16 protein-coding genes are annotated in these 19163 nt (G+C 67.2%); 12 read left to right on the top strand and 4 right to left on the bottom strand.

Annotation, left to right across the window (positions count from 1 at the left end; translation table 11 throughout):
* Positions 1-50: 50 nt before the first annotated feature.
* Entirely contained in the window at positions 51-341 is a 291-nt protein-coding gene (locus ACZ5PO_RS12805) for a DUF3592 domain-containing protein (RefSeq protein ID WP_464193941.1), read from the top strand.
* A 67-nt stretch (positions 342-408) separates the two neighbouring features.
* Here ACZ5PO_RS12805 and ACZ5PO_RS12800 read toward each other — a convergent pair whose 3' ends face one another.
* A complete protein-coding gene (locus ACZ5PO_RS12800) occupies positions 409-3024 on the bottom strand; it encodes a P-type ATPase actuator domain-containing protein (RefSeq protein WP_464193939.1) in 2616 nt (871 codons plus the stop codon).
* 339 nt (positions 3025-3363) lie between these two features.
* Between ACZ5PO_RS12800 and ACZ5PO_RS12795 the strand changes: the two genes are divergently transcribed.
* The 4 genes from ACZ5PO_RS12795 (at position 3364) to ACZ5PO_RS12780 (ending at position 9895) form a co-directional block, all read left to right on the top strand.
* Positions 3364-3711 carry a hypothetical protein gene (locus ACZ5PO_RS12795; protein ID WP_464193937.1) on the top strand — a complete coding sequence of 116 codons (348 nt, stop codon included), beginning with the start codon at positions 3364-3366 and terminating at the stop codon, positions 3709-3711.
* A 5-nt stretch (positions 3712-3716) separates the two neighbouring features.
* Positions 3717-6332, top strand: a complete 2616-nt coding sequence (locus ACZ5PO_RS12790; protein ID WP_464193935.1) for a heavy metal translocating P-type ATPase — start codon at positions 3717-3719, stop codon at positions 6330-6332.
* A 570-nt stretch (positions 6333-6902) separates the two neighbouring features.
* The gene (locus tag ACZ5PO_RS12785) at positions 6903-7934 is read left to right on the top strand and encodes a sulfate ABC transporter substrate-binding protein (protein WP_464193933.1); all 1032 of its coding nucleotides are present in this window, start codon (positions 6903-6905) and stop codon (positions 7932-7934) included.
* A gap of 122 nt (positions 7935-8056) precedes the next feature.
* Positions 8057-9895, top strand: a complete 1839-nt coding sequence (locus ACZ5PO_RS12780) for a SulP family inorganic anion transporter (RefSeq protein WP_464193931.1) — start codon at positions 8057-8059, stop codon at positions 9893-9895.
* Positions 9896-9947: 52 nt separating this feature from the next.
* Here ACZ5PO_RS12780 and ACZ5PO_RS12775 read toward each other — a convergent pair whose 3' ends face one another.
* The 3 genes from ACZ5PO_RS12775 to ACZ5PO_RS12765 form a co-directional block, all read right to left on the bottom strand.
* Positions 9948-10715, bottom strand: a complete 768-nt coding sequence (locus ACZ5PO_RS12775) for an SDR family NAD(P)-dependent oxidoreductase (RefSeq protein ID WP_464193929.1) — start codon at positions 10713-10715, stop codon at positions 9948-9950.
* A gap of 43 nt (positions 10716-10758) precedes the next feature.
* Positions 10759-11574, bottom strand: coding sequence for a glutathione S-transferase family protein (locus ACZ5PO_RS12770; protein WP_464193927.1), 816 nt, complete (start codon positions 11572-11574; stop codon positions 10759-10761).
* A 469-nt stretch (positions 11575-12043) separates the two neighbouring features.
* The gene (locus ACZ5PO_RS12765) at positions 12044-12685 is read right to left on the bottom strand and encodes a TetR/AcrR family transcriptional regulator (RefSeq protein ID WP_464193925.1); all 642 of its coding nucleotides are present in this window, start codon (positions 12683-12685) and stop codon (positions 12044-12046) included.
* A gap of 104 nt (positions 12686-12789) precedes the next feature.
* Between ACZ5PO_RS12765 and ACZ5PO_RS12760 the strand changes: the two genes are divergently transcribed.
* The 7 genes from ACZ5PO_RS12760 to ACZ5PO_RS12730 all read left to right on the top strand — a co-directional run bounded on the left by ACZ5PO_RS12760 (position 12790) and on the right by ACZ5PO_RS12730 (position 19035).
* Positions 12790-14298, top strand: coding sequence for an AMP-binding protein (locus tag ACZ5PO_RS12760; RefSeq protein WP_464193923.1), 1509 nt, complete (start codon positions 12790-12792; stop codon positions 14296-14298).
* Complete coding sequence (locus ACZ5PO_RS12755; protein ID WP_464193921.1) at positions 14295-15458, top strand: thiolase C-terminal domain-containing protein; 1164 nt, start codon at positions 14295-14297, stop codon at positions 15456-15458. Before ACZ5PO_RS12760 ends, ACZ5PO_RS12755 begins: the two co-directional genes overlap by 4 nt.
* Positions 15459-15462: 4 nt before the next feature.
* Positions 15463-15780 (top strand): Zn-ribbon domain-containing OB-fold protein, encoded by a 318-nt coding sequence (locus tag ACZ5PO_RS12750; RefSeq protein ID WP_464193919.1) that lies wholly within the window; start codon positions 15463-15465, stop codon positions 15778-15780.
* An 81-nt stretch (positions 15781-15861) separates the two neighbouring features.
* Positions 15862-17091 (top strand): ABC transporter substrate-binding protein, encoded by a 1230-nt coding sequence (locus ACZ5PO_RS12745; RefSeq protein WP_464193917.1) that lies wholly within the window; start codon positions 15862-15864, stop codon positions 17089-17091.
* Between the two features lie 38 nt (positions 17092-17129).
* Entirely contained in the window at positions 17130-17927 is a 798-nt protein-coding gene (locus ACZ5PO_RS12740) for an enoyl-CoA hydratase/isomerase family protein (protein WP_464193915.1), read from the top strand.
* A 134-nt stretch (positions 17928-18061) separates the two neighbouring features.
* The gene (locus ACZ5PO_RS12735) at positions 18062-18451 is read left to right on the top strand and encodes a VOC family protein (protein ID WP_464193913.1); all 390 of its coding nucleotides are present in this window, start codon (positions 18062-18064) and stop codon (positions 18449-18451) included.
* A 248-nt stretch (positions 18452-18699) separates the two neighbouring features.
* Positions 18700-19035 carry a hypothetical protein gene (locus tag ACZ5PO_RS12730; RefSeq protein WP_464193911.1) on the top strand — a complete coding sequence of 112 codons (336 nt, stop codon included), beginning with the start codon at positions 18700-18702 and terminating at the stop codon, positions 19033-19035.
* Positions 19036-19163: the final 128 nt, after the last annotated feature.

Below are 19163 nucleotides of genomic sequence, written 5' to 3'. Positions count from 1 at the left end.
GGCGAGCTGAGCGCCTCCGGCGGCGGTGGCGAGCGAACGGTGTTTGGACCATGCTGCTGATCATCGCTCTTGTGGCCTTCGCGCTGCTCGTCGCCTACTACTATGCGCTGTCCAAATCCCGGGCACGAAACTGGCCGCGCGTCGCGGCGACGGTTCGGGACATCCAGGACGTTTTTCAAGGCGATGTCGTATATCACAAGGTTACTGTCGCATTCGACGTCGACGGGACGCCATACGTCTCGACGTTGCCGAAGGGACTGCAATACAGGGATGTCAAAATCGGAGATCCCATTGCTATAATCTACGATCCGAAGAACCCGGCCGACTGCGATTTGCCGTAGACGCCTCTGCTGACGCCCGCGGCGGCAGCCAGCGACGGAAGCAGAGCTGCCGCTTTCTGCCGGGCGTTCAAATGCCGCCGTGCTGCGCGGCCTGCGGCGTCTCCGGGTCGAGATCCTGATATTCGACGAATTCGTCCGCACCGGCGCCGGTCGACGCCTCCGCCAGAGGCTCGCTCTCGTCGCGAACCGGCGACACGAGCTTGGCTCGCCGCGTCTCCACACGCGAGGTCAGCTCGTGAAGATCCTTCCAGTGCCTGGCGTAGATGAACCCTGAAGCGGCGTTCGACGTCAGTCCCGACTCGAGGCTGCCGAATCCAGCCAGGAGCCCGCCGGCGGCGCCGAGGAGGTTGGCCGCATAGAGCGCGCGATAGTCGTTCGCGAGGCGGGCGCGGTGAGCCCGCCCAATACGCCGCAACGTCAGGAGATGCTGCAAGCCCGGTTGCAGAAGGACGATGTCCGCCCTGTCCAACGGCGCGGTGGCCGCTCCCGCCGCGGAAATGCTGACGGTACTGGCGGCGATGATCGAGCGGGCCTCGGGCGAAGCGCCGTCGCCGATCCACATGGTGCGCCGATCCAGGCTTCGCAGCGCATTGACCTTGCCGGCCAGGTCGAGGCTGCCGACGACCGTGGCAATCCCGACGCGCTCGGCAATGGCCTCCGCCTCGGCCTGGGGCCGGCTCGAGATGTAGACGAAACGAGCCCGCTTGTTTCGAGCCTTGAGGCTGGCGATGATCTCACGCGCCTCGGGCCGCGCTCCTCTGCCGAACGTGATGACGCCGAGGATCTGACGATCCCGCAGAACCCAGAGCGGACGCAGCAGAGGCTCGTCCTCGCCGCCGTCGAGCTCCAAGGACGCCACCTCTCGCGCGAGCCGGAGAGGGACTTGGCTTCCAACCGCCTCGAGATAGGCGGGCGCCGCGATCTCCACCAGATGGCCATCGGTGCCGTCCCGGTAGCGGACGGCGCCCGCGTGGCGCTGGCGCTGCACGACCTTCGGGAGCGGAGCACGCCGCGCGGCGCCGTATACCTGCAAGGCACGCGCCCGCGCGTTCTGGGCGCGAGGGAAAGCGGCGGCGGCGTAGCCGAGCACCACGTCGGCTTGCGCCGGGTCCGCGCTGATCACGCCGGTGACCTCGATCTGTCCGCGCTCGAGGCCGGGCGTATCGTCGAAAACGTAGATATCCGTGGCCGGCAGCCGATCCAGGACGGCGGGGTCACGGAAGAAGATGCCGCGGTGCAGCCCGTCGGCGTAATCGTAGAGCGCCGTCATCTGCGCGGCGATGCGCGGCGCCGTCGCGTAGTCGGGGCGAATGATGGCCTGCGACGGGCGCAGCAGCCGCGTCGCCGCCAGGTTGAGGGCCGCCAAGGCGAGTGCCGGCTTGGCATTGCGATTGGCAATCCGTTCCACTTCGGCGGCGGAGGGAAGGTGGTCGATGCGCGAATGCGGCAGCAGTGCCGCAATACTCCCGGCGGCCGTGTCGGTCCCGATGCGTTCGACGCGGACCACGAGGCGGCCGTCGCGAACGACCGTGCTTGCGTAGACCGGATCGCCGGGCGTCTTGTCCAGAGCCCCCGCCACGCCGGTCAACGTCTCTTCATCTACCGCCGCGAGGCCATGCGCGACCACCCCATCGACCGGAAGCGTCTCGCCGCCGCGAACGACGATCAGCTCGCCGACCTTCAGTGTCTCGATATCGACCTCGACCTCGCCGCCGCCGTCCAGCAGCACGCTCGCCCACGTGGGGCGCTGGCGGTGAAACGCGAACAGACGCCGCTGGTGCCTGGTGATGGTCCCGAACGCCAGGCGCGGCCAGAGCTGCATCAGCACCGCCATGACGGTCGAGCTGAACGGCATGCCGGTGAACAGCATGAACATCAGCCCGGCCGAGTAGAGCGCGGGAAGCCCGACCTGCCGGCGAGCCAGTTGCTTGCTGCCATTGATCACATTCGGGAGGCTGTACAGCGCCGCGCCGGCGACCGCCAGGGGTCTCACCGCCGGCACGAGGTATTGCCCGGTGAAGGACAGGCCGAGCAGCCCGCTCGCCACCACCAGCCGCTTGCCGGATGGCGGCCCGTCCAGGCCGTCGAGGAGCCGGGGCCAGGATTTCTCCAGCTCGTGGATCAGCCGTTCGGCATTGATCCGGTTGGGATCGAAGCGGATGGCGACCGTCGACGTCCAGACATTCGTGCGAAAAGCGGTGACGCCCAGAATGGCTGCAAGCTCTTCTTCCAGACGATAGGCGACATCACGCCGGTAGCGCAGCGCCGGATGGCTGAGGCGCAACCGGTGCCTGTCCTGAAAGTTCAGCTGCCAGGTCGACACGGCGGAACCGACGCGGTTGATCCGGATGGGCGCGCGCACGGGGCCGGCGAGGTTGAGGGCTTCGACGCCGAGCGGCCTGCGGCGGGCGCCGGCGCGGCCGTCCGCATGCGGGGGCTCCCCCTTCAGGGCCTCGCCGATCTTGCGCCACAGGGCTCGAACGTTTGTCGACGACGCCTCGTAGGTCACGCGTCCGAACGACGTCGCGCGGCGAATTTCGACAGTGGAGACCTCCTCGACACTGAAGGCCCGCGCGAGGAACTCGCGAAGGCTCCCGGTCGAAGACGAGCCGAACACCGCCGGGCTCCAGATCGAGACCCCGTCGATCCCCGGCACGATCCGTACGAAGGGCTGGTTGCTCATGGGGCACCACTGTGTTGCAAGGCGCCTTCCAACATTATCTGTGTGTTAGTCGGGAAAACTGCCTCGAAGCGAAGTAAATTCGTAACATCGCCGATTCGACCGGGTCAAGCAGATCGAAAGGCCCCGCGCGGCACCAAAAGCCGGCCCATTGGCGTATCATCCCGAGGGATACGGCGCCTCGCACGCGTCCGGATGACTTGATGTGAAATAATCTGCACCTCGGCGGCGAATATTTGAAAAATGTGTCTACAGCTTGATGGTTCTGTTTCCGTCGCAAGAATGTCATTCTCCGCCACGGGGCTTGCTTGAACCCCGAGCTTTTGCCGCACCGGTGCATCCATGGCGAACCAGCCCGCAGCCATACCGACCAGGAAGCCGCACGGAACGAAGCAACGACCTTCGACGTCGTCGTACGACATCGCGGTAGACCGCGCAGGTCGATCGACCTGGGCGAAACTGCACAAAGGTATCGAGTCGGCTCTCAAGATCGGCGGCGGTGCGCTCGGCAACGTCTACGCCTCGATCGCGCAAGTGTTGCTGGAGGAGGCGGAAGAGCTGGACGACCGCCGTGCCGAGCGGCGAGCTCGCCGACGCGGTGCTGCGGCCCGGGCGCGACGCGTCAGCTCCGCGCCGGACACGGGTTTGCTCGAGAGCCGCGCCGCACCCTCTTCAAAGAAAAGCGTTTGATCATCATGAGCATTCCAAAGGCATCCCACGTCTCGCAGGTGTCGCCGCGGGCACGATCGCGCTCTGCGACGCGGGCCAAGAGCTTCGACCATGCTGCGAGAGCCGCGCGCCCGGCATCGCGCGGCCGGGCGCGCCCTCCCCGCCCGGCGCTCGCCGGCGCGGACCTGCACATCTCATTTCCCCAGGCCGACCGCATTCGCTTTCACAGCGCCACGCTGTTTTCCGATCCGCGCAGCGATATCGCCCGCCAATTCTTCGAGCGCGCCTTCCTCGCGCCGGAAGTTGCGCACGTGGAGATCGACGCGGGCCGGCAGCAGGCGGACATCTCGCTACAGGCAGGAGACGCGGCGGGCCCGGCGCTGATCCGGCGGATCTCGCATGTCCTGTCGCACGGCAAGCCGCCGTCGGACACCTCCGAGCCACTGGTGTTCCCGTCAAGTTTCGCGCAGTCGACGGATGACGTGGTCCGGCTCAGCCGCTACGGCCAGAAGCTGTCGAGCTGGTCGGTCAAGCATGAGATCGAGGGGCGCATCCGCTTCCGCCATCCCGCGCTGCTGCGCAGGCGTGAGCTGTGCCAGGCGATCGAACGGGAGCTGATGAAGGTCTTCGGTGTCGACCGCTACTCGACCAACGAGCTCACCAGCAGCGTTCTCATCCATTACGATCCCCGGCACATTCAGAAGCGTCAGCTCGTCGACATCCTTGACGACGTGCTGGACAGGTCGACGGATATCCCGACGACTCCGATCGACCTGGACCTGCCGATCGCCACGGCGTCGGTCGGCCTCGCCGCCATCTCCAGGTTCCTTGTGCCTGCCTTGTCGCCGCTCAGCGCGGCCGTGTTCCTGTACTCGGTCATCCCGAGCTTCAAGAACGCCTACAAGGTGGTCTTCGAGGAGAAGCGGCTCGGCGTCGACGTGCTCGATGCCATCGTCGTCATCGTCTGCCTCGCCACGAACCAGGTGCTCGCTGGCACCATTCTGGCGTGGAGCCTGAGCGTCGCGCGCAAGCTCGTCCAGAAGACGGAAGACGATTCCAAGAAGATGCTGCTCAACGTCTTCGGCAAGCAGCCGCGCTTCGTCTGGCTCGCCGTCGACGGCGTCGAAGTCGAGACGCCCCTCGAGAAGCTCAAGGTCAACGACATCATCGTCGTGCATACGGGGGAGACCGTGCCGGTCGACGGCGAAGTCGTCGACGGCATGGCCATGATCGACCAGCATACCCTGACCGGGGAATCCGCGCCGGCCGAGAAGGTGAAGGGCGACAAGGTGTTCGCGTCGACGACCGTGCTCGCCGGCAAGGTCAGCGTCGCCGTGACGAGTGCCGGCGACGAGACCACCTCCGCCAAGCTGACACGGATTCTCAACGATACCGCCGGCTACAAGCTGCGCTCCCAGTCCCGCGGCGAGGAGCTGGCCGACAAGGCCGTGGTGCCGACCTTGGCGCTGGGGGCCCTGGGCATCGCCACCACCGGGATCAACGGTGCGGCAGCCATCGTCAATTGCGACCTGGGAACCGGCATCCGCGTGGCGGCGCCCATCGGCATGCTCACCTCGCTGACGCTCTGCGCCGAGCACGGCATCCTGGTCAAGGACGGGCGCGCGCTGGAGCTGATGAGCAGCGTCGATACGTTCCTGTTCGACAAGACCGGCACGCTGACGCGCGAGCGTCCGGAGGTGGCGAGCGTGCTGACGTACGGCGTCCACGCCGAAGAGCAGATCCTGCAATGGGCGGCGGCGGCCGAAAACAAGTTCAGCCATCCCATCGCCAAGGCGATTCTGGACAAGTTTGGCTCTCTCGGCCTGCCCATGCCCGAGACGGACGATTCGAAGTACCAGGTGGGCTACGGCATTTCCGTCGGCGTCGACGGGCACATCGTGCGCGTCGGCAGCGCCCGCTTCATGAAGCACGAGGGTATCCGCCTGCCGGCCGCGCTCGAAGGCGAGATGGAGCGGGTCCACGGGCTTGGTCATTCACTGATCATGGTGGGGGTGGACGATGCCCTGGGCGGCGCCATTGAAATGCGCGCGGCCGACCGGCCCGAGGCGGAAGCGGTCATCGCCGGTCTGCGCGCGCGGGGCGCCAAGCACCTCGCCATTATTTCGGGGGATCATGACCAACCCACGCGCAAGCTCGCCGACAAGCTGGGCATGGACCGCTACTTTGCCGAGGTCCTGCCTCAGGACAAAGCGAAGTATGTCGAGCTGCTGCAGAAGGAGGGGCGGACGGTGTGCTTCATCGGCGACGGCGTCAACGACTCCATCGCCCTGAAGAAGGCCAATGTCTCCATCTCGCTGCGCGGCGCCTCCAGCATCGCGACGGACACGGCACAGGTCGTGTTCATGGAAGAGAGCCTGACCAAGCTGCTTCAACTGCGCGACGTGTCCACGGATCTGCGGCGCAACATCAACCGCAGCTGGGGCCTCATTCTGGTTCCCAATCTCATCTGCATCGGCGGCGCTTTCCTCGGCGGCTTCGGCGTGATGCATTCGATGGTGTTCAACCAGATCGGCGGTCTTCTCGCGCTTGGCAACGGGCTCTTGCCGCTTCGCAAGGCGGCCGCCGTGCGGCGGGAGAAGGACAAATTGGCCGAATATCTCGCGGCTCACTCGGCCACCTAGAGCCGAATGACTTTTCTTTGAATTATCATCCTGCTCTCAGTATTTGTCGTGAGGATGATCTTGCCCAAAAACCGGTGTCCACTTTTGGGGATCATGCTCTAGCCCCGTCGGAGCCCTCAGGCGAAGCCGCTCCGACACGACGACGAGGAGCCCGGCGTCGAGGACCTGGCTCGTACACGTCCGTTTCGCGGCTTGCCGGCGGAGAGCGGCCGGGGGATTCGCAACATCGCGGACGGGCCCGCCGGTAAGGATGCAATGACTTAGCCGTTCGACCGCGATGAATGTGCGGCCGCCGACGCATAGCATGATAGTTTCGCGAGACTCCGATAATTTAGATTCGATTTATGTATATTCGATTGATATTGAAATATTTCTGCGAGATCAAATCAAATATGATGAGAATCTCGACCACAAACGACTCGACTAGGTGAGACGTCTATTTCAGTGCTATTGACATGCGACAGCACCGCCATAATATCGATAAGGTAAGGCAGCTAAGCGATTTGTCTCATTCTTGCAGACCGTCGGCGCTGTCGAAGCTGAGCAGCTCTGTTGCCGGCGAGGGCGAATATGGGAATCCCGTGGATCAACGTCGGCGCCGTCGCCGCGGTCTTCGTGGCCGGAGCGCTGCTGGCCATCGAAAACAGTGAAGGGCACGCCGCCCGCTATCTGCTCAACGTCTCCTATGATCCGACGCGGGAGCTCTACGAGCGCCTCAATGCGCGCTTCGCCGAGACCTACGAGAAGGAGACGGGATCGAGCATCGGCATCAAGCAATCGCACGCGGGCTCATCCTATCAGGCGAGGCTCGTCATTGCCGGCCAACTGCCGGCCGATGTCGTCACGCTCGGCCTGCCCTCGGACGTGGAAGCCCTGCACAACAAGGGTCTCATCGCGGACGGCTGGGAGGCGCGGCTGCCCAACCGTTCGCAGCCGTATCGTTCGACGATCGTCTTCGTGGTGCGGCGCGGCAATCCCCACGCCATCCGCGATTGGCCGGACCTCGTGAAGAATGGTGTCGAGGTTATCGTTCCCGACCCCAAGACCTCCGGCAACGGCAAGCTCGCAGCGCTGGCGGCCTGGGGGGCGGTCGTCACGCGCGGCGGCAGCGAGAGCCAGGCGCGCGACTACCTCAAGGCGCTCTACGCCCACACACCGTTTCTCGACCCCGCGGCGCGCTCGACGGGCGTCGCCTTCGCGGTCGAGAAGAAGGGCGACGTGCATCTGGCCTGGGAGAACGAGGCGTTGCGCGAAGCGGGCGATCCGAAGGCGCAGCTCGAGATCGTCTATCCGCCGGTCAGCATTCTCGCCGAACCGGCCGTGGCCTGGGTCGACGCCAATGTCGCCAAGCACAATAGTGCCGCTGCCTCCCGGGCCTACCTGGAGTTTCTGTTCACCGATGAGGCGCAGGACATCATCGCGCGTGAAGGCTACCGTCCGATCAACCCAAAAATACTGGAAAAGCACTCGGACCGTCTCAAGAAGATCGAGCTGTTTTCCATAACGGCCATCGCACGTGACTGGTCCGACGCACAGCGCCGCTTCTTCGGGGACAACGGGATCATCGATGCCGTCTATACGCCGAAACCGCGCACCGAGTAGCACTGCACGGCCTATCCGGCGGCGATGGACATGAACGCCGCGCCGACCTTCGATCGAGCTTCCGCGCCGCGCGGCCATGCCTCCGCCGAGGCCGTCGCCGCCCCCCCATGCGAGGATCAGACATGGCTGACATCTCCGTCTCCGACGCGGTCCCCGCCGGACAAGAGCCGACGCCGGCAAGGCGATGGCTGGCCGCCGGCACGCTGGACATCGTGCGGAAGGATGCCCTTGCCGGCTTGACCGTGGCCGCGCTCTCGCTGCCGCAGAGCATGGCCTACGCCCTCGTTGCGGGCGTCGATCCACGCTTCGGGCTCTATACCGCGGTCGTGTTCACCGCCGTGGCTGCGATCTTCGGCTCGTCGCGCCATCTCATCAACGGCCCGACCGGGGCGGTGTCGCTGGTCGTGTTCAGTGCCCTCGCCATCTTCGACCCGCAGGCGCGGCTCGACTCCTACGAGGCCATGTTCCTGCTGGCGATCATGATCGGCGTGGTGCAGATCGTCGTCGCCGTCACCAAGCTCGGCGATCTCACCCGCTATATCTCGGAATCCGTGGTCACCGGCTTCATCATCGGCGCGGCGACGCTGACGATCATCGGGCAGGTCGCCAGCGCGCTCGGGGTCAAGGCCCAGGGCACCGGGCATCAGCACGTGTTGGAGCGCCTCTATCTGACCCTCGTTCAGGATGCACCGATCAACCTCAAGGCGGTGGTGATCAGCGGCAGCGCCATCGTGCTCGCCATCCTGTCCCGCAAGGCCGTCCGGCGTTTCAACCTGCCGCAGCTCGACATGCTGTTCGTCTTCATCGCGGTGTCGGTCTTCGCCTATCTGGCCGGCTGGTCCACCTCTGCGCCGGGCTCGAAGCCGGCCATTGCGCTCATCGAAGCCGTACCGTCGAGCCTGCCGCAGTTCCATGTTCCGGAGATCAATGGCTCCTGGCTGATCGACCTCAGCTCCAGCGCCGCCGCCATCGCCTTGCTCGGCCTCCTGGAAGCTCTGGCCATCGCCAAGGCGATCGCCCATAAGTCCGGCCAACAACTGGACTATAATCGCCAGATCCTGGCGACGGGGCTCGGCAATCTCGTCGGCGGATTCTTCCGCTGCATGCCAGGCGCAGGCTCGCTGTCGCGGACAGCCATCAACTATCAGGCGGGGGCCGTCACGCGCTTCTCGGGCCTCTTCACCGCCGCCTTCGTCGCCGTCACCGTGCTCATCCTGGCGCCGCTCGCCTCCTACGTTCCCAAGGCCTTGTTGGCAGGACTGCTGGTCGTGGCGGCGGCGCGGCTGTTCGACGTCGAGCGTCTACGCTACATCCTGCGCGGATCGCGCTATGACGCGGCGTTGCTGATCGCGACCGCGTTCGCCGCCGTCGCGATCAACATCGAATTCGCCATCCTGATCGGCGCGGCGGTGTCGGTGGCGTGGTACGTGACGCGCGCGTCGAAGCTGAAGGCCGCGGAACTGGTGGTCACGCCCGAGCGTGTGGTGCGGGCTCGCGTTCCCAGCGACCCGCCGAGCCAGGGTGTCCTGATCTACGATTTCGAGGGCGAGTTCTTCTTTGGCGCTGCTCCGGACATCGAGCGCTTTCTTGGAGCGGCGGCGGCGGAGGCCGAGCGGCAGCACATCAAGTTCATCGTGCTGCGCCTCAAACGCGTTCGCAATCCCGACGTCGTGGCGCTCGAAACCCTGGATATCTTCCTGAAAGACGCGGAGCGACGGGGCTTGACCGTGCTGCTGGCGGGCATTCGTCCCGATCTGCTCGCCGCCCTTACGCGCATCGGCATAACCGGGCATCTGCCGTCAGACCGCATCTTCACGGAAGAGCAGGAGGACTATTCAGCGACGTTGAAGGCCATCCGGCGCGCCTACGCGCTTGCTGCCGTCGAAGCGCGCTCCACCGGGGCTGCACCTGCCGACTGGGAAGACGTCGGCGCGACCAAGCTCGCCTACTACCTCGTTTGACCGGAACGCGTCTTGGCGATCAGCGCGTCGCCATCACACAGCGCCGCAAGCTCTAGAACGGCTCGGCCCAGGGTCGCAGATCCAGCTCGAGCGTCCAGGCGCTGCGGTGCTGGTGGTGCAAGGTCCAGTACGCCTCGGCGATGGCGGCGATGTTGAGCAGGCCGTCGGGGCCGCGCTGGTCCTTGACGTCCGGGCGGACCGACAGCAGCCGGTCGCCGTCGATGCCGCCGTCGACCACGACGTGGCCGACGTGCACGCCCTGCGGCCCGAACTCGCGGGCGATGCTCTGCGCCATGGCCCGCAGCGCGGCCTTGGCGGCAGCGAACGGCGCATAGCCCGCCTTGCCGCGCAGGCTGCCGCTGGCGCCGGTGAAGATGAGGCTGCCGCCGCCGCGCCCGACTAGGGCCGGCAGCACCGCCTGCGCCACGTGGAAGCCGCCGAGCGCATGCTCGCGCCAGTGGCCCTCGAACCGCTGCTCGCTGATGTCCAGGAACGGCGCCGGGCGGTTGCTGCCCGCGTTGTGAACGGCGATGGCCAGCGGGGCGAGCTCCTGGGCCGCCGCCACGAAGCGGCGGGCGTCGCCGGCGGCTGACGCATCGCCAACCACGCTGACGACACGGGCACCCGCCTCGCGCAGCTCCGCGGCCGTCGCCTCGAGCTTCGGCGCGTTGCGGCCGGCGATGGCGACCGGATAGCCGCCGGCCGCGAACCGCCGGGCGATGGCCGCGCCGAGGCCGTTGGAGGCCCCCACGCCGACGACGAGCAGGCTGCCCCTGGGCGCGGGCGGATCGAGCGGCGGAAGGTCTAACGATTGGGTCATGAGGCGCTCCGAAGGGCTGAGATGAGGGCAGCGCGACCGGCAATCAAGCCGGATCGGCCGCTGAACGGCGCTCGAGCTTCTCCAGGTAGCCCGCCATATCCGGTGCGAAGGCCGGGTGACGGCAGAGCCGGGCGAAGTGCGCGGTGGCGCGCGGGTACGCCGCGCCGACCTCGCCGTCCCAGACCGACGTCAGGCCTTGCGGCGCAAGGACGTCCTGGCGGGCCCGCTCGTTGGAGAACAGACAAAGCTCGGTCGCAAAGCAGATGTCGGCGAGCGTCAGCGCGTCGCCCACGATGAACGCCCGCGCCGGTGCCAGCGCCCGGTCGATACCGGCCATGTAGACCTGGAAGGCGTCGCGGGCCCGCCCGTGCGTCTCCGCCGAGACGGTCTTGGCCATGAGCGCCAGCAGGTAGTGCTGGCCATCGCGGCCGAAGGCGAGGCTGGCGTCGAGGAAGCTGTCGATGCGCGAGGCCTCGTAGGGGTCGCGGCCGTAGAGCGTGCTCTGCGGGCCGCCGAGCCGCGCCACGGCGCGCATGATGCTGTTCGACTCGAAGATGCCGACGCCGCCGTCCGGGCCGAAGGCGGCCGGCACGGTGCCGAACGGATGGGCGTCGAGGAAGGCGTCGGTCTTGAGGATGGACGTGCCGCGGAAGCCGACCCGGCCGACGCGCGCCAGATCGCCGTGCGCCGCCCGCTCCTGCTCGGTCAGCGGATGGGCATCGAAATCCCAGAGCCATTGCGCCAGGTCCGTCGACTTGGCGCCGCGCACCTCGACCTCGACGCCAACGAGGCGGGCTGCGATCGTCGCCTTCCAGATCCGCGGATTGGGCAGGTAGGAGAAAATCCTGAGCACCGCCATCAGCGCCTCCCGATCCCAGCCTCGGGCCGTCCATGACGACGCCCTTCACGTCGGGCGCCATCCGCCCGCCGGCAATCTGCATGATAATCATCATCCAGATGGGTGACGTCAAGCAGGGCTTCGGACTCCATCTGGCCGCCTGGCCCGTAAGTTATTGTTCTGAAAGTGCTCAGCAGCTGGAGCGCCCCCCAACCATACCCCTCCCCCCACTTCGTGGGGGGAGGAAGGAGCCTCATTTTATGAGCGTGGAGAGTTGGCAAGGCGGCTGGACGACCGGCCTCCCCCTTGTGGGGGCTGTCAAGAGCATGTCCCTCGGGACATGCTCCTGTTTTTTGAATCAGGAGCGCGCAGCGCTCTTGGGCGCAGCGGAGGGACTGGTGGGGGTCGGGTCCAACTGCCGCCACGGCTGCAGAATCGGCCGCCGCGTGATGTGTGCATGCGAGAGCCGCCAGCGGGGCGCGGCCGTCCGCTACTCGCAGGCTGGAGGCCGGATCGCCATGCCCGACGTGAGCAGCCGGGTGAACGTCTCGATGATCTCGTCCGGGGACCGGGCGCCGGTCGGCCGGTACCAGACCGACATCCAGTTCACGACGCCGAAGGCGAAGAAGGTGGCCAGCGTGGGATCGCAGTCGACGATGCTGCCGTCGGCGATGCCGGTCTCGATGAACTCCTTGACCGCCTGCGTCACACCGTCCCGGCGCCGGACGATCTCGTCCACATGGTCACCGGAGAGCGAATAGACGTCGAGCAGAACCGCGCAGCTGCCGAGGTCGTCGAAATAACCGCGCAGATATCGGCGCACATAGGTCAGGAACTTGTCCAGGCCGGAGCCGGCGATCGACCTGGCCTCGGCGACACCAGCCTCGCCATGCTCGACCGCGAGCAGATGGCACTGGTAGAGAATCTCCTGCTTGCTCTTGAAATACTGGTACAGCGACGGCTTCGAGATGCCGAGCGCCGCGGCCACCTCGTCCATCGACGTATTGGCGAAGCCCCGCCGGTTGAACGCCGTCGCCGCCGCCTTGAGCACCGCCGCCTGCTTGCGGAGACGCTGCTGCGTGCGATCGAACGGGTCGGTGCCGGCCGCCCGCATGTCCTCGGTCAGGCTCATCCTGTCTCCATACACGATTCCCCGACAGGCCCTTGCGTGCGACCACGGAGGCGGATAGGTTACTTGAAAATCAGCCTACCCTACTCGTGAGTAAAGGTCTAGGGATGAATCTCGCATCGTTGCTGTTCGCGGTGGCCAGGACGCTGCCCGATCGGCCTGCCGTCACCGACGGGCGCGGCACCCTCACCTACGGCCAGTGGATCGATCGCGTGGCCCGCATCGCCTTCACCATGGCCAAACGCGGCGCCCGGCCGGGCGACCGGGTGGCGCTCTACATGGAGAACTGCGGCGAGTTCCTCGAAGTGCTCGTCGCGGCATGGACGGCGAGGCTGGTCGCCGTGCCGATCAACGCCAAGCTGCACGCGCGCGAGGTTGCCTTCATCGTCCAGAATTGCGCCGCCAGGCTGCTCTTCACGACGCCCGGGCTGCTCGACGATCCTGCCCCCGTGACCGACAGCGTCGAAGGCCTGCGCATCATCCAGACGGGGACGGACGACTACCGGGCGCTGCTGGGCTCCGACCGCCTGACGCCGCAGGAGCGCGCCAGCGACGACCCTGCCTGGGTCTTTTACACCAGCGGCACCACCGGCCGGCCCAAGGGCGCCGTGCTCACCCACCGCAACCTCATCTTCATGAGCAACGTCTATTACGCGGATATCGACCAGGTCGACGACCGCGATACCAAGCTGCACGCGGCGCCGATGTCGCACGGCTCGGGCCTCTACGGCCTGCCGCACCTGCTCAAGGGCAGCCACCAGGTCATCCAGGCGGGGTTCGAGGTCGAGCAGATCCTGGAGGCCTTGCAGCAGTACCGGAACGTGACGTTCTTCGCCGCGCCGACCATGCTGACGCGGCTCATCAATCATGCCGATATCGGCCGCGCCAAGATCGAGAACCTGAAGACGATCTATTACGGCGGCGGCCCCACCTATCAATCCGATCTGCGCAAGGCGGTCGAGATCTTCGGCCCGCGGCTGTTCCAGCTCTTCGGCCAGGGCGAGTCGCCCATGACCATCACCGGCCTGGCCAAATCCCTGCACGGCGATGACGAGCTGCTCGCGACCTGCGGCGTGGCGCGGTCCGGCGTCGAGGTGCGCATTGCCGACGACGAGGGCGTCGACTTGGCCGTGGGCGAAGTCGGCGAGGTGCTGACCCGCAGCGACTGCGTGATGAAGGAATACCTCGGCAATGCCGAGGCCACCGCATCGGCCTTGCAGGGGGGCTGGCTGCGCACCGGCGATCTCGGCTCGCTCGACGAGCGCGGCTTTCTCACCCTGCGCGACCGCTCGAAGGACATGATCATTTCCGGCGGCACCAACATCTATCCGCGCGAGGTCGAGGAGGTGCTGCTGCTCCACCCGGCCGTCCTCGAGGTCTCGGTCATCGGCCGGCCGCACACCGACTGGGGCGAGGAGGTCGTCGCCTTCGTCGCCTGCAAGCCCGGGCAGGCGGTGGCCGAGGGCGAGCTCGACGCACTGTGCCTGGCGCACATCGCCCGGTTCAAGCGGCCCAAGCTCTACCGCTTCGTCGCCCAGCTGCCCAAGAACAACTACGGCAAGGTCCTCAAGACCGAGCTCAGGCAGCAGCTTCTCGCAGAGGAGTCGACACCATGAGACGCGTCCTCGTCGCCGGCATCGGCTCCACCCCCTTCGGCCGCCATGGCGACGCCACGATCACCTCGCTCGCCGTGCGCGCCGCCGGCCAGGCGCTCGCGGAGGCCGGGCTCGAGCGCGCTCGCGTCGGCGCGCTCTACCTCGGCAACTTCATCGCCGGGCCGCTGACCGGCCAGGAGGTGCTGGCGGGTCTCGTCGCCGACGGGCTCGGCCTGGCGCAGATCCCATGCACCAAGGTGGAAGGCGCCTGCGCCTCCGGCGGCATCGCCTTCCGCCACGCCTACCTCGCGGTCGCCACGGGCTTGTGCGACGTCGCCATCGCCGTCGGCGCCGAGAAGATGTCCCACGCCGACACGGCCAGCGTCACCGCCGCCCTGAACTGCGCCATGGACAACGCCGCCGACGGCGTGAGCGGCCTCACCTTCCCCGGCCTGTTCGGGCTTGCCGCGCGCCTCTACGGCGAGCGGCACGGGGTGGGCCGGGCCGAGCTGTCGGCCGTCGTGCGCAAGAACAAGGGCAACGGCCTCGGCAACCCGCTGGCGCAGATGGGCGCCGCGCTCCAGGACGAGGAGATCACGGCCTCGCCGCTGATCTGCGACCCGCTGCGGCTGTTCGACTGCTGCCCGGTCAGCGACGGCGCGGCCGCGGTGGTGCTCGCCGCCGCCGACCTCAGCGCCGAGCTGGCGGCCGAGCCGGTGGAGATCGCCGCATCGGTGCAGACGCGCGGCAGCCCGCGCATTGCCGGCCACCGCGACCTCTGCAGCTTCGATGCCACGGTGAGCGCGGCCCGACAGGCGTTCGATACGGCGGGGATCGAGCCGCGGATGATCGACCTGGTCGAGCTGCACGACTGCTTCTCCATCGCCGAGATCATCGACTCGGAGGACCTGGGCATCATCCCGCGCGGCCAAGGCGCCGCCTGGGCGCGCGAGGGGCGGACCGGTATCGGCGGCGACCGGCCGATCAACCCGAGCGGCGGGCTGCTGGCCAAGGGCCACCCGGTCGGCGCGACCGGCATCGGGCAGATCTACGAGACGGTGCTGCAGCTGCGCGGCGCCCATCCCAACCAGGTCCGCGACGCCGCCTTCGGCCTGACCCACAACCTGGGCGGCACCGGCGTCGCCTGCACCGTCAACATCCTGAAGCGCCTGGACGCCTGACCCGATGGCTTCGCTCGACATCCTGAAGTGCAGCGCCTGCGGCCGCCTCGACCCGGGCCCACGGGACGTGTGCCCCGCCTGCGCCGGCGCGCTGGAGCCGCTGCCGGTGGACGGTGCCGGCACGCTGGTCTCGTGGACCGTGATCCGGCGCCCGCCCAAGAGCTTTCGCGAGCACGGCGCCTATTGCGTCGCCATCGTCGACCTGGACGCCGGCGTCCGCATCACCGGCCGGCTACGAGAGGTTCCCGAGCACGCTCCTCTCGGCGGGCGCGTGAGCCTGGTCGGGTGCCAGGAGCAGATCCCGGTGTTTGCGCTCGCATGACCGGCGGAAGCCGGTCAATCGGCAGCAAATAGCCATCGGGTGATTGTCGTCACAAGCATAAGCGGAGTGGGAGGCAAGACAATGAGCATGAACAAGCAGCGACGGCTCGGCTGGGCAACGGCGGCACTGGGCCTGGCGCTTCTGCAAGGAGCCGGGACCGCCGTCGCCGGCCCCGACGGCATCACCATCGGCGTCCTCAACGATCAGTCGGGCCCCTACGCCGACATCACCGGCCAGGGCTCCGTGGTCGCCGCGCGCATGGCGGTCGAGGATTTCGGCGGCCAGGTGCTGGGCAAGCCGGTCAAGCTCATCTTCGCCGACCACCAGCAGAAGCCGGACGTGGCCAACACCATCGCCCGCAAGTGGCTCGACGCGGACAAGGTCGATCTCATCGTCGACGTGCCCAACTCGGGCATTCTGCTGGCGGTGCAGGAGATCGTGCGCAACACGTCCGGCATCCTCATCGCCGCCGGCGGCGGCACCTCCCGCTTCACCGCCGAGGCGTGCTCGCCCTACGGCTTCATGTGGGTCTACGACAGCTACGCGCTCGCCAACAGCATGGGCCGGGCGGTGACGGAGCAGGGCGGCAAGAGCTGGTTCTTCCTGCCGGTCGACTACGCCTGGGGCGAGGCCCTGTCCGCGGACCTCTCCGCCGCCGTCAAGGCGAGCGGCGGCACGGTGGTCGGCTCGGTCAAGACGCCGCTGAACACCGCCGACTTCTCGTCGTTCCTGTTGCAAGCCCAGGCCTCCAAGGCCAATGTCGTGGCGCTGCTGAACGCCGGCGCCGACACCATCAACTCGGTCAAGCAGGCCAACGAGTTCGGCATCGTCGGCGGCGGCCAGCGGCTGGCGACCGGGCTGTTCTACCTGAACGACGCTCATTCGGTCGGCCTCAAGACGGCGCAGGGCCTGCTCGTCGCCGACGGCTACTACTGGGACCAGACGCCCCGGACGCGGGCCTGGGCCGAGCGGTTCCAGAAGCGCCACAACGGCCGCATGCCGAGCTCCATCCAGATGGGCGTCTATTCCGCCGTTTCGCATTACCTGAAGAGCGTCGCGGCGGCCGGATCCGACAATCGCGACGACATCGCCCGGAAGATCCGCGAGTTGCCGGTCGAGGATGCCATCGTGCCGGACGGGCGGGTGCGCGAGGACGGCGTCATGCTGCACGACATCCTCCTGCTGCAGGTCAAGACGCCCGCCGAGTCCACGGGCGAATGGGACCTGTTCAAGATCGTCAAGACGACGCCCGGGCCGCAGGCGTTCCGTCCGCTCGAGCAGAGCAAATGCCCGCTGATCAAGCGCCCGTGACCTGGGCCAGCACCCCACAGACAACAAAGGTTTCGAGAATGAGCTCGGATATTCTCTACGAAAACCACGGCGCCGTTCGTCTGATCACGATCAACCGGCCCGACAAGATGAACTCGCTCGATTTCGCCGCCAACGATGCCCTGGTCGAGGCGTTCCGCGCCTTTGCCGACGACGCAGACGCGCGGGTGGCGGTGGTGACGGGCGCCGGCAGCACGAGCTTCTGCGCCGGAGCCGACCTCAAGACCTATACGGTGGACTTCGCCAACCGTCCGGCGCCGGAGTTCAGGCGCCGCTACACCGACGGGCCGGGATTCGGCGGCATCACCCGCAACATGGACGTCCCAAAGCCCATCGTCGCGGCCGTGAACGGCTACGCCATCTCCGGCGGCTTCGAGCTGGCGCTGGCCTGTGACATCCGCTTCTGCGCGCCCAACGCGGAGTTCGCCCTTCAGGACGTGCGATGGGGCTTCCACGCCTGCGACGGCGGGTTGATCCGGCTGCCGCAGATCGTCGGCCTCGGCCACGCCATGGAGATCGTTCTGTCGGGCGAGCGGGTCGACGCCGAGCATGCGCTGCGTATCGGCCTGGTCAACCGCATCCACGCCGAGGCCGAGCTGCTGGAGCGGACGCTCGCCTATGCGCAGATGCTGGCCAAGCGCTCGCCGCTGGCCCAGGGCTTCGCCAAGGACGTCATGAAGCGGGCGGTCGGCCTGCCGATGGACGAGGCGCTCCGCCTCGAATCCCGCTCGTTCTACGATCTGGGCCGGACGGACGACCTGAGGGAAGGCACCGCCTCCTTCCGCGAGAAGCGCGAGGCGCGCTTCGTCGGGCGGTAGCGCCCGACGTCCGGCGTGGGCGCGGCCACACCCATGCCAAGCGTGGACGCCGGCGAATGAGCGCTGTCGAATTGAGGAGGGATTGGACTAACAAGGTTCGGCTTGAACAAGACGTTCGAAGCCGAGGGGTCGCTGTGACGAACGTTGTCGCCGCCGTTTTGGTGCACGTCTCCGACGTGCACGAGGGCCTCGTATGGTATCAACGCGCGTTTCCCCATGCCGTGCTGGAGACGAGCCAGCCTTCCGGCTTCGAATTCCTCAGGATCGGCGAAACACAGCTGGAGATCGTTCCGGCCGACGAGAAGGTGCCCAGCGGCGCCGCCGGCTCCGTGGTCTATTGGCGGGTCGGCGATTTCGAACGATCGCTTGCCGAGCTGAGGTCGGTGGGGGCTTCGCTCTACAGAGGGCCATTGGAAATCGACGGCGGCGTCTGGATGTGCCAGGTGCGCGCCCCCTGGGGCAACTGCATCGGCATCAGAGGCCCGCTTGCCCAACCTCAAACGCCTGAGCCTGGAGGGAGATGATCGTTTCGAATCATCGCTCCGCCGACGGCGGGCGTGACGTGGCCAGCGCCGAGCTACGGCGACGGATAACAGCAGCCCCGGCCCCAGAGTCCTGGCGCGCAAATCGGGCCTATTGAGCAGCGGCAAGCCACCCATCGCGCGTGACTTGCGCCATTTGCCACCTTGACCTTGCCCTGAGCGCATTTTTAACAGGACGCATGAGGGGGCGGCGTAGCAACGACAGGCGGGCATGGAGCATTGTTGCGCTCGTGGCGCTCTACGCGTTCATCGCGCAGACGCTGCTCGCGACGGCGATGCCCGCCCGTTCGATGCTGGATGCGCGGCTCGCGGGCGAGATCATCTGCGGCCACGATGCGGCCAAAGCTCCCGGCCTACCCTCAGACGGCAACGCCGATCACCTTGCGCATAAATCCTGCTGCACCGCCGCCTGCACGCTCGGCAGCGCACTGCCGCCGCCGGATCCGCATGCCGCGACCATCGCGTTTGCCCGCTCCACCGCGACCGTCGGCTGGCAGGCCGTAGACATACGGGCCGCCGGCCCGGCTGCACGGGGTCACGTCTCCGCCCGCGGACCACCGGCCTGAAACGACGCAAAGCGCCGCGCTTCGCACGACGGCGTCGCTGACGCCGTCGCTCATCGTCTCACGTCCTGTCCATGCACGTCTGCGACGCCTGCAATCCTGGCCATGTTCTGGCCCCGGACAGGCGCGTC

It is taken from the genome of Chelatococcus sp. KU-N122 (genome assembly GCF_055391085.1).
This window is presented reverse-complemented; position numbering and strand designations above follow the sequence as displayed.

What these genes read in the sequence shown, in the direction of transcription:
- ACZ5PO_RS12760 (WP_464193923.1), top strand. Translation starts at nt 12,790, where the DNA reads ATGAATCTCGCATCGTTGCTGTTCGCGGTGGCCAGGACGCTGCCCGAT.
- ACZ5PO_RS12770 (WP_464193927.1), bottom strand. Translation starts at nt 11,574, where the DNA reads ATGGCGGTGCTCAGGATTTTCTCCTACCTGCCCAATCCGCGGATCTGG.
- ACZ5PO_RS12745 (WP_464193917.1), top strand. Translation starts at nt 15,862, where the DNA reads ATGAGCATGAACAAGCAGCGACGGCTCGGCTGGGCAACGGCGGCACTG.
- ACZ5PO_RS12800 (WP_464193939.1), bottom strand. Translation starts at nt 3,024, where the DNA reads ATGAGCAACCAGCCCTTCGTACGGATCGTGCCGGGGATCGACGGGGTC.
- ACZ5PO_RS12795 (WP_464193937.1), top strand. Translation starts at nt 3,364, where the DNA reads ATGGCGAACCAGCCCGCAGCCATACCGACCAGGAAGCCGCACGGAACG.
- ACZ5PO_RS12750 (WP_464193919.1), top strand. Translation starts at nt 15,463, where the DNA reads ATGGCTTCGCTCGACATCCTGAAGTGCAGCGCCTGCGGCCGCCTCGAC.
- ACZ5PO_RS12775 (WP_464193929.1), bottom strand. Translation starts at nt 10,715, where the DNA reads ATGACCCAATCGTTAGACCTTCCGCCGCTCGATCCGCCCGCGCCCAGG.
- ACZ5PO_RS12785 (WP_464193933.1), top strand. Translation starts at nt 6,903, where the DNA reads ATGGGAATCCCGTGGATCAACGTCGGCGCCGTCGCCGCGGTCTTCGTG.
- ACZ5PO_RS12740 (WP_464193915.1), top strand. Translation starts at nt 17,130, where the DNA reads ATGAGCTCGGATATTCTCTACGAAAACCACGGCGCCGTTCGTCTGATC.
- ACZ5PO_RS12780 (WP_464193931.1), top strand. Translation starts at nt 8,057, where the DNA reads ATGGCTGACATCTCCGTCTCCGACGCGGTCCCCGCCGGACAAGAGCCG.
- ACZ5PO_RS12805 (WP_464193941.1), top strand. Translation starts at nt 51, where the DNA reads ATGCTGCTGATCATCGCTCTTGTGGCCTTCGCGCTGCTCGTCGCCTAC.
- ACZ5PO_RS12755 (WP_464193921.1), top strand. Translation starts at nt 14,295, where the DNA reads ATGAGACGCGTCCTCGTCGCCGGCATCGGCTCCACCCCCTTCGGCCGC.
- ACZ5PO_RS12790 (WP_464193935.1), top strand. Translation starts at nt 3,717, where the DNA reads ATGAGCATTCCAAAGGCATCCCACGTCTCGCAGGTGTCGCCGCGGGCA.
- ACZ5PO_RS12765 (WP_464193925.1), bottom strand. Translation starts at nt 12,685, where the DNA reads ATGAGCCTGACCGAGGACATGCGGGCGGCCGGCACCGACCCGTTCGAT.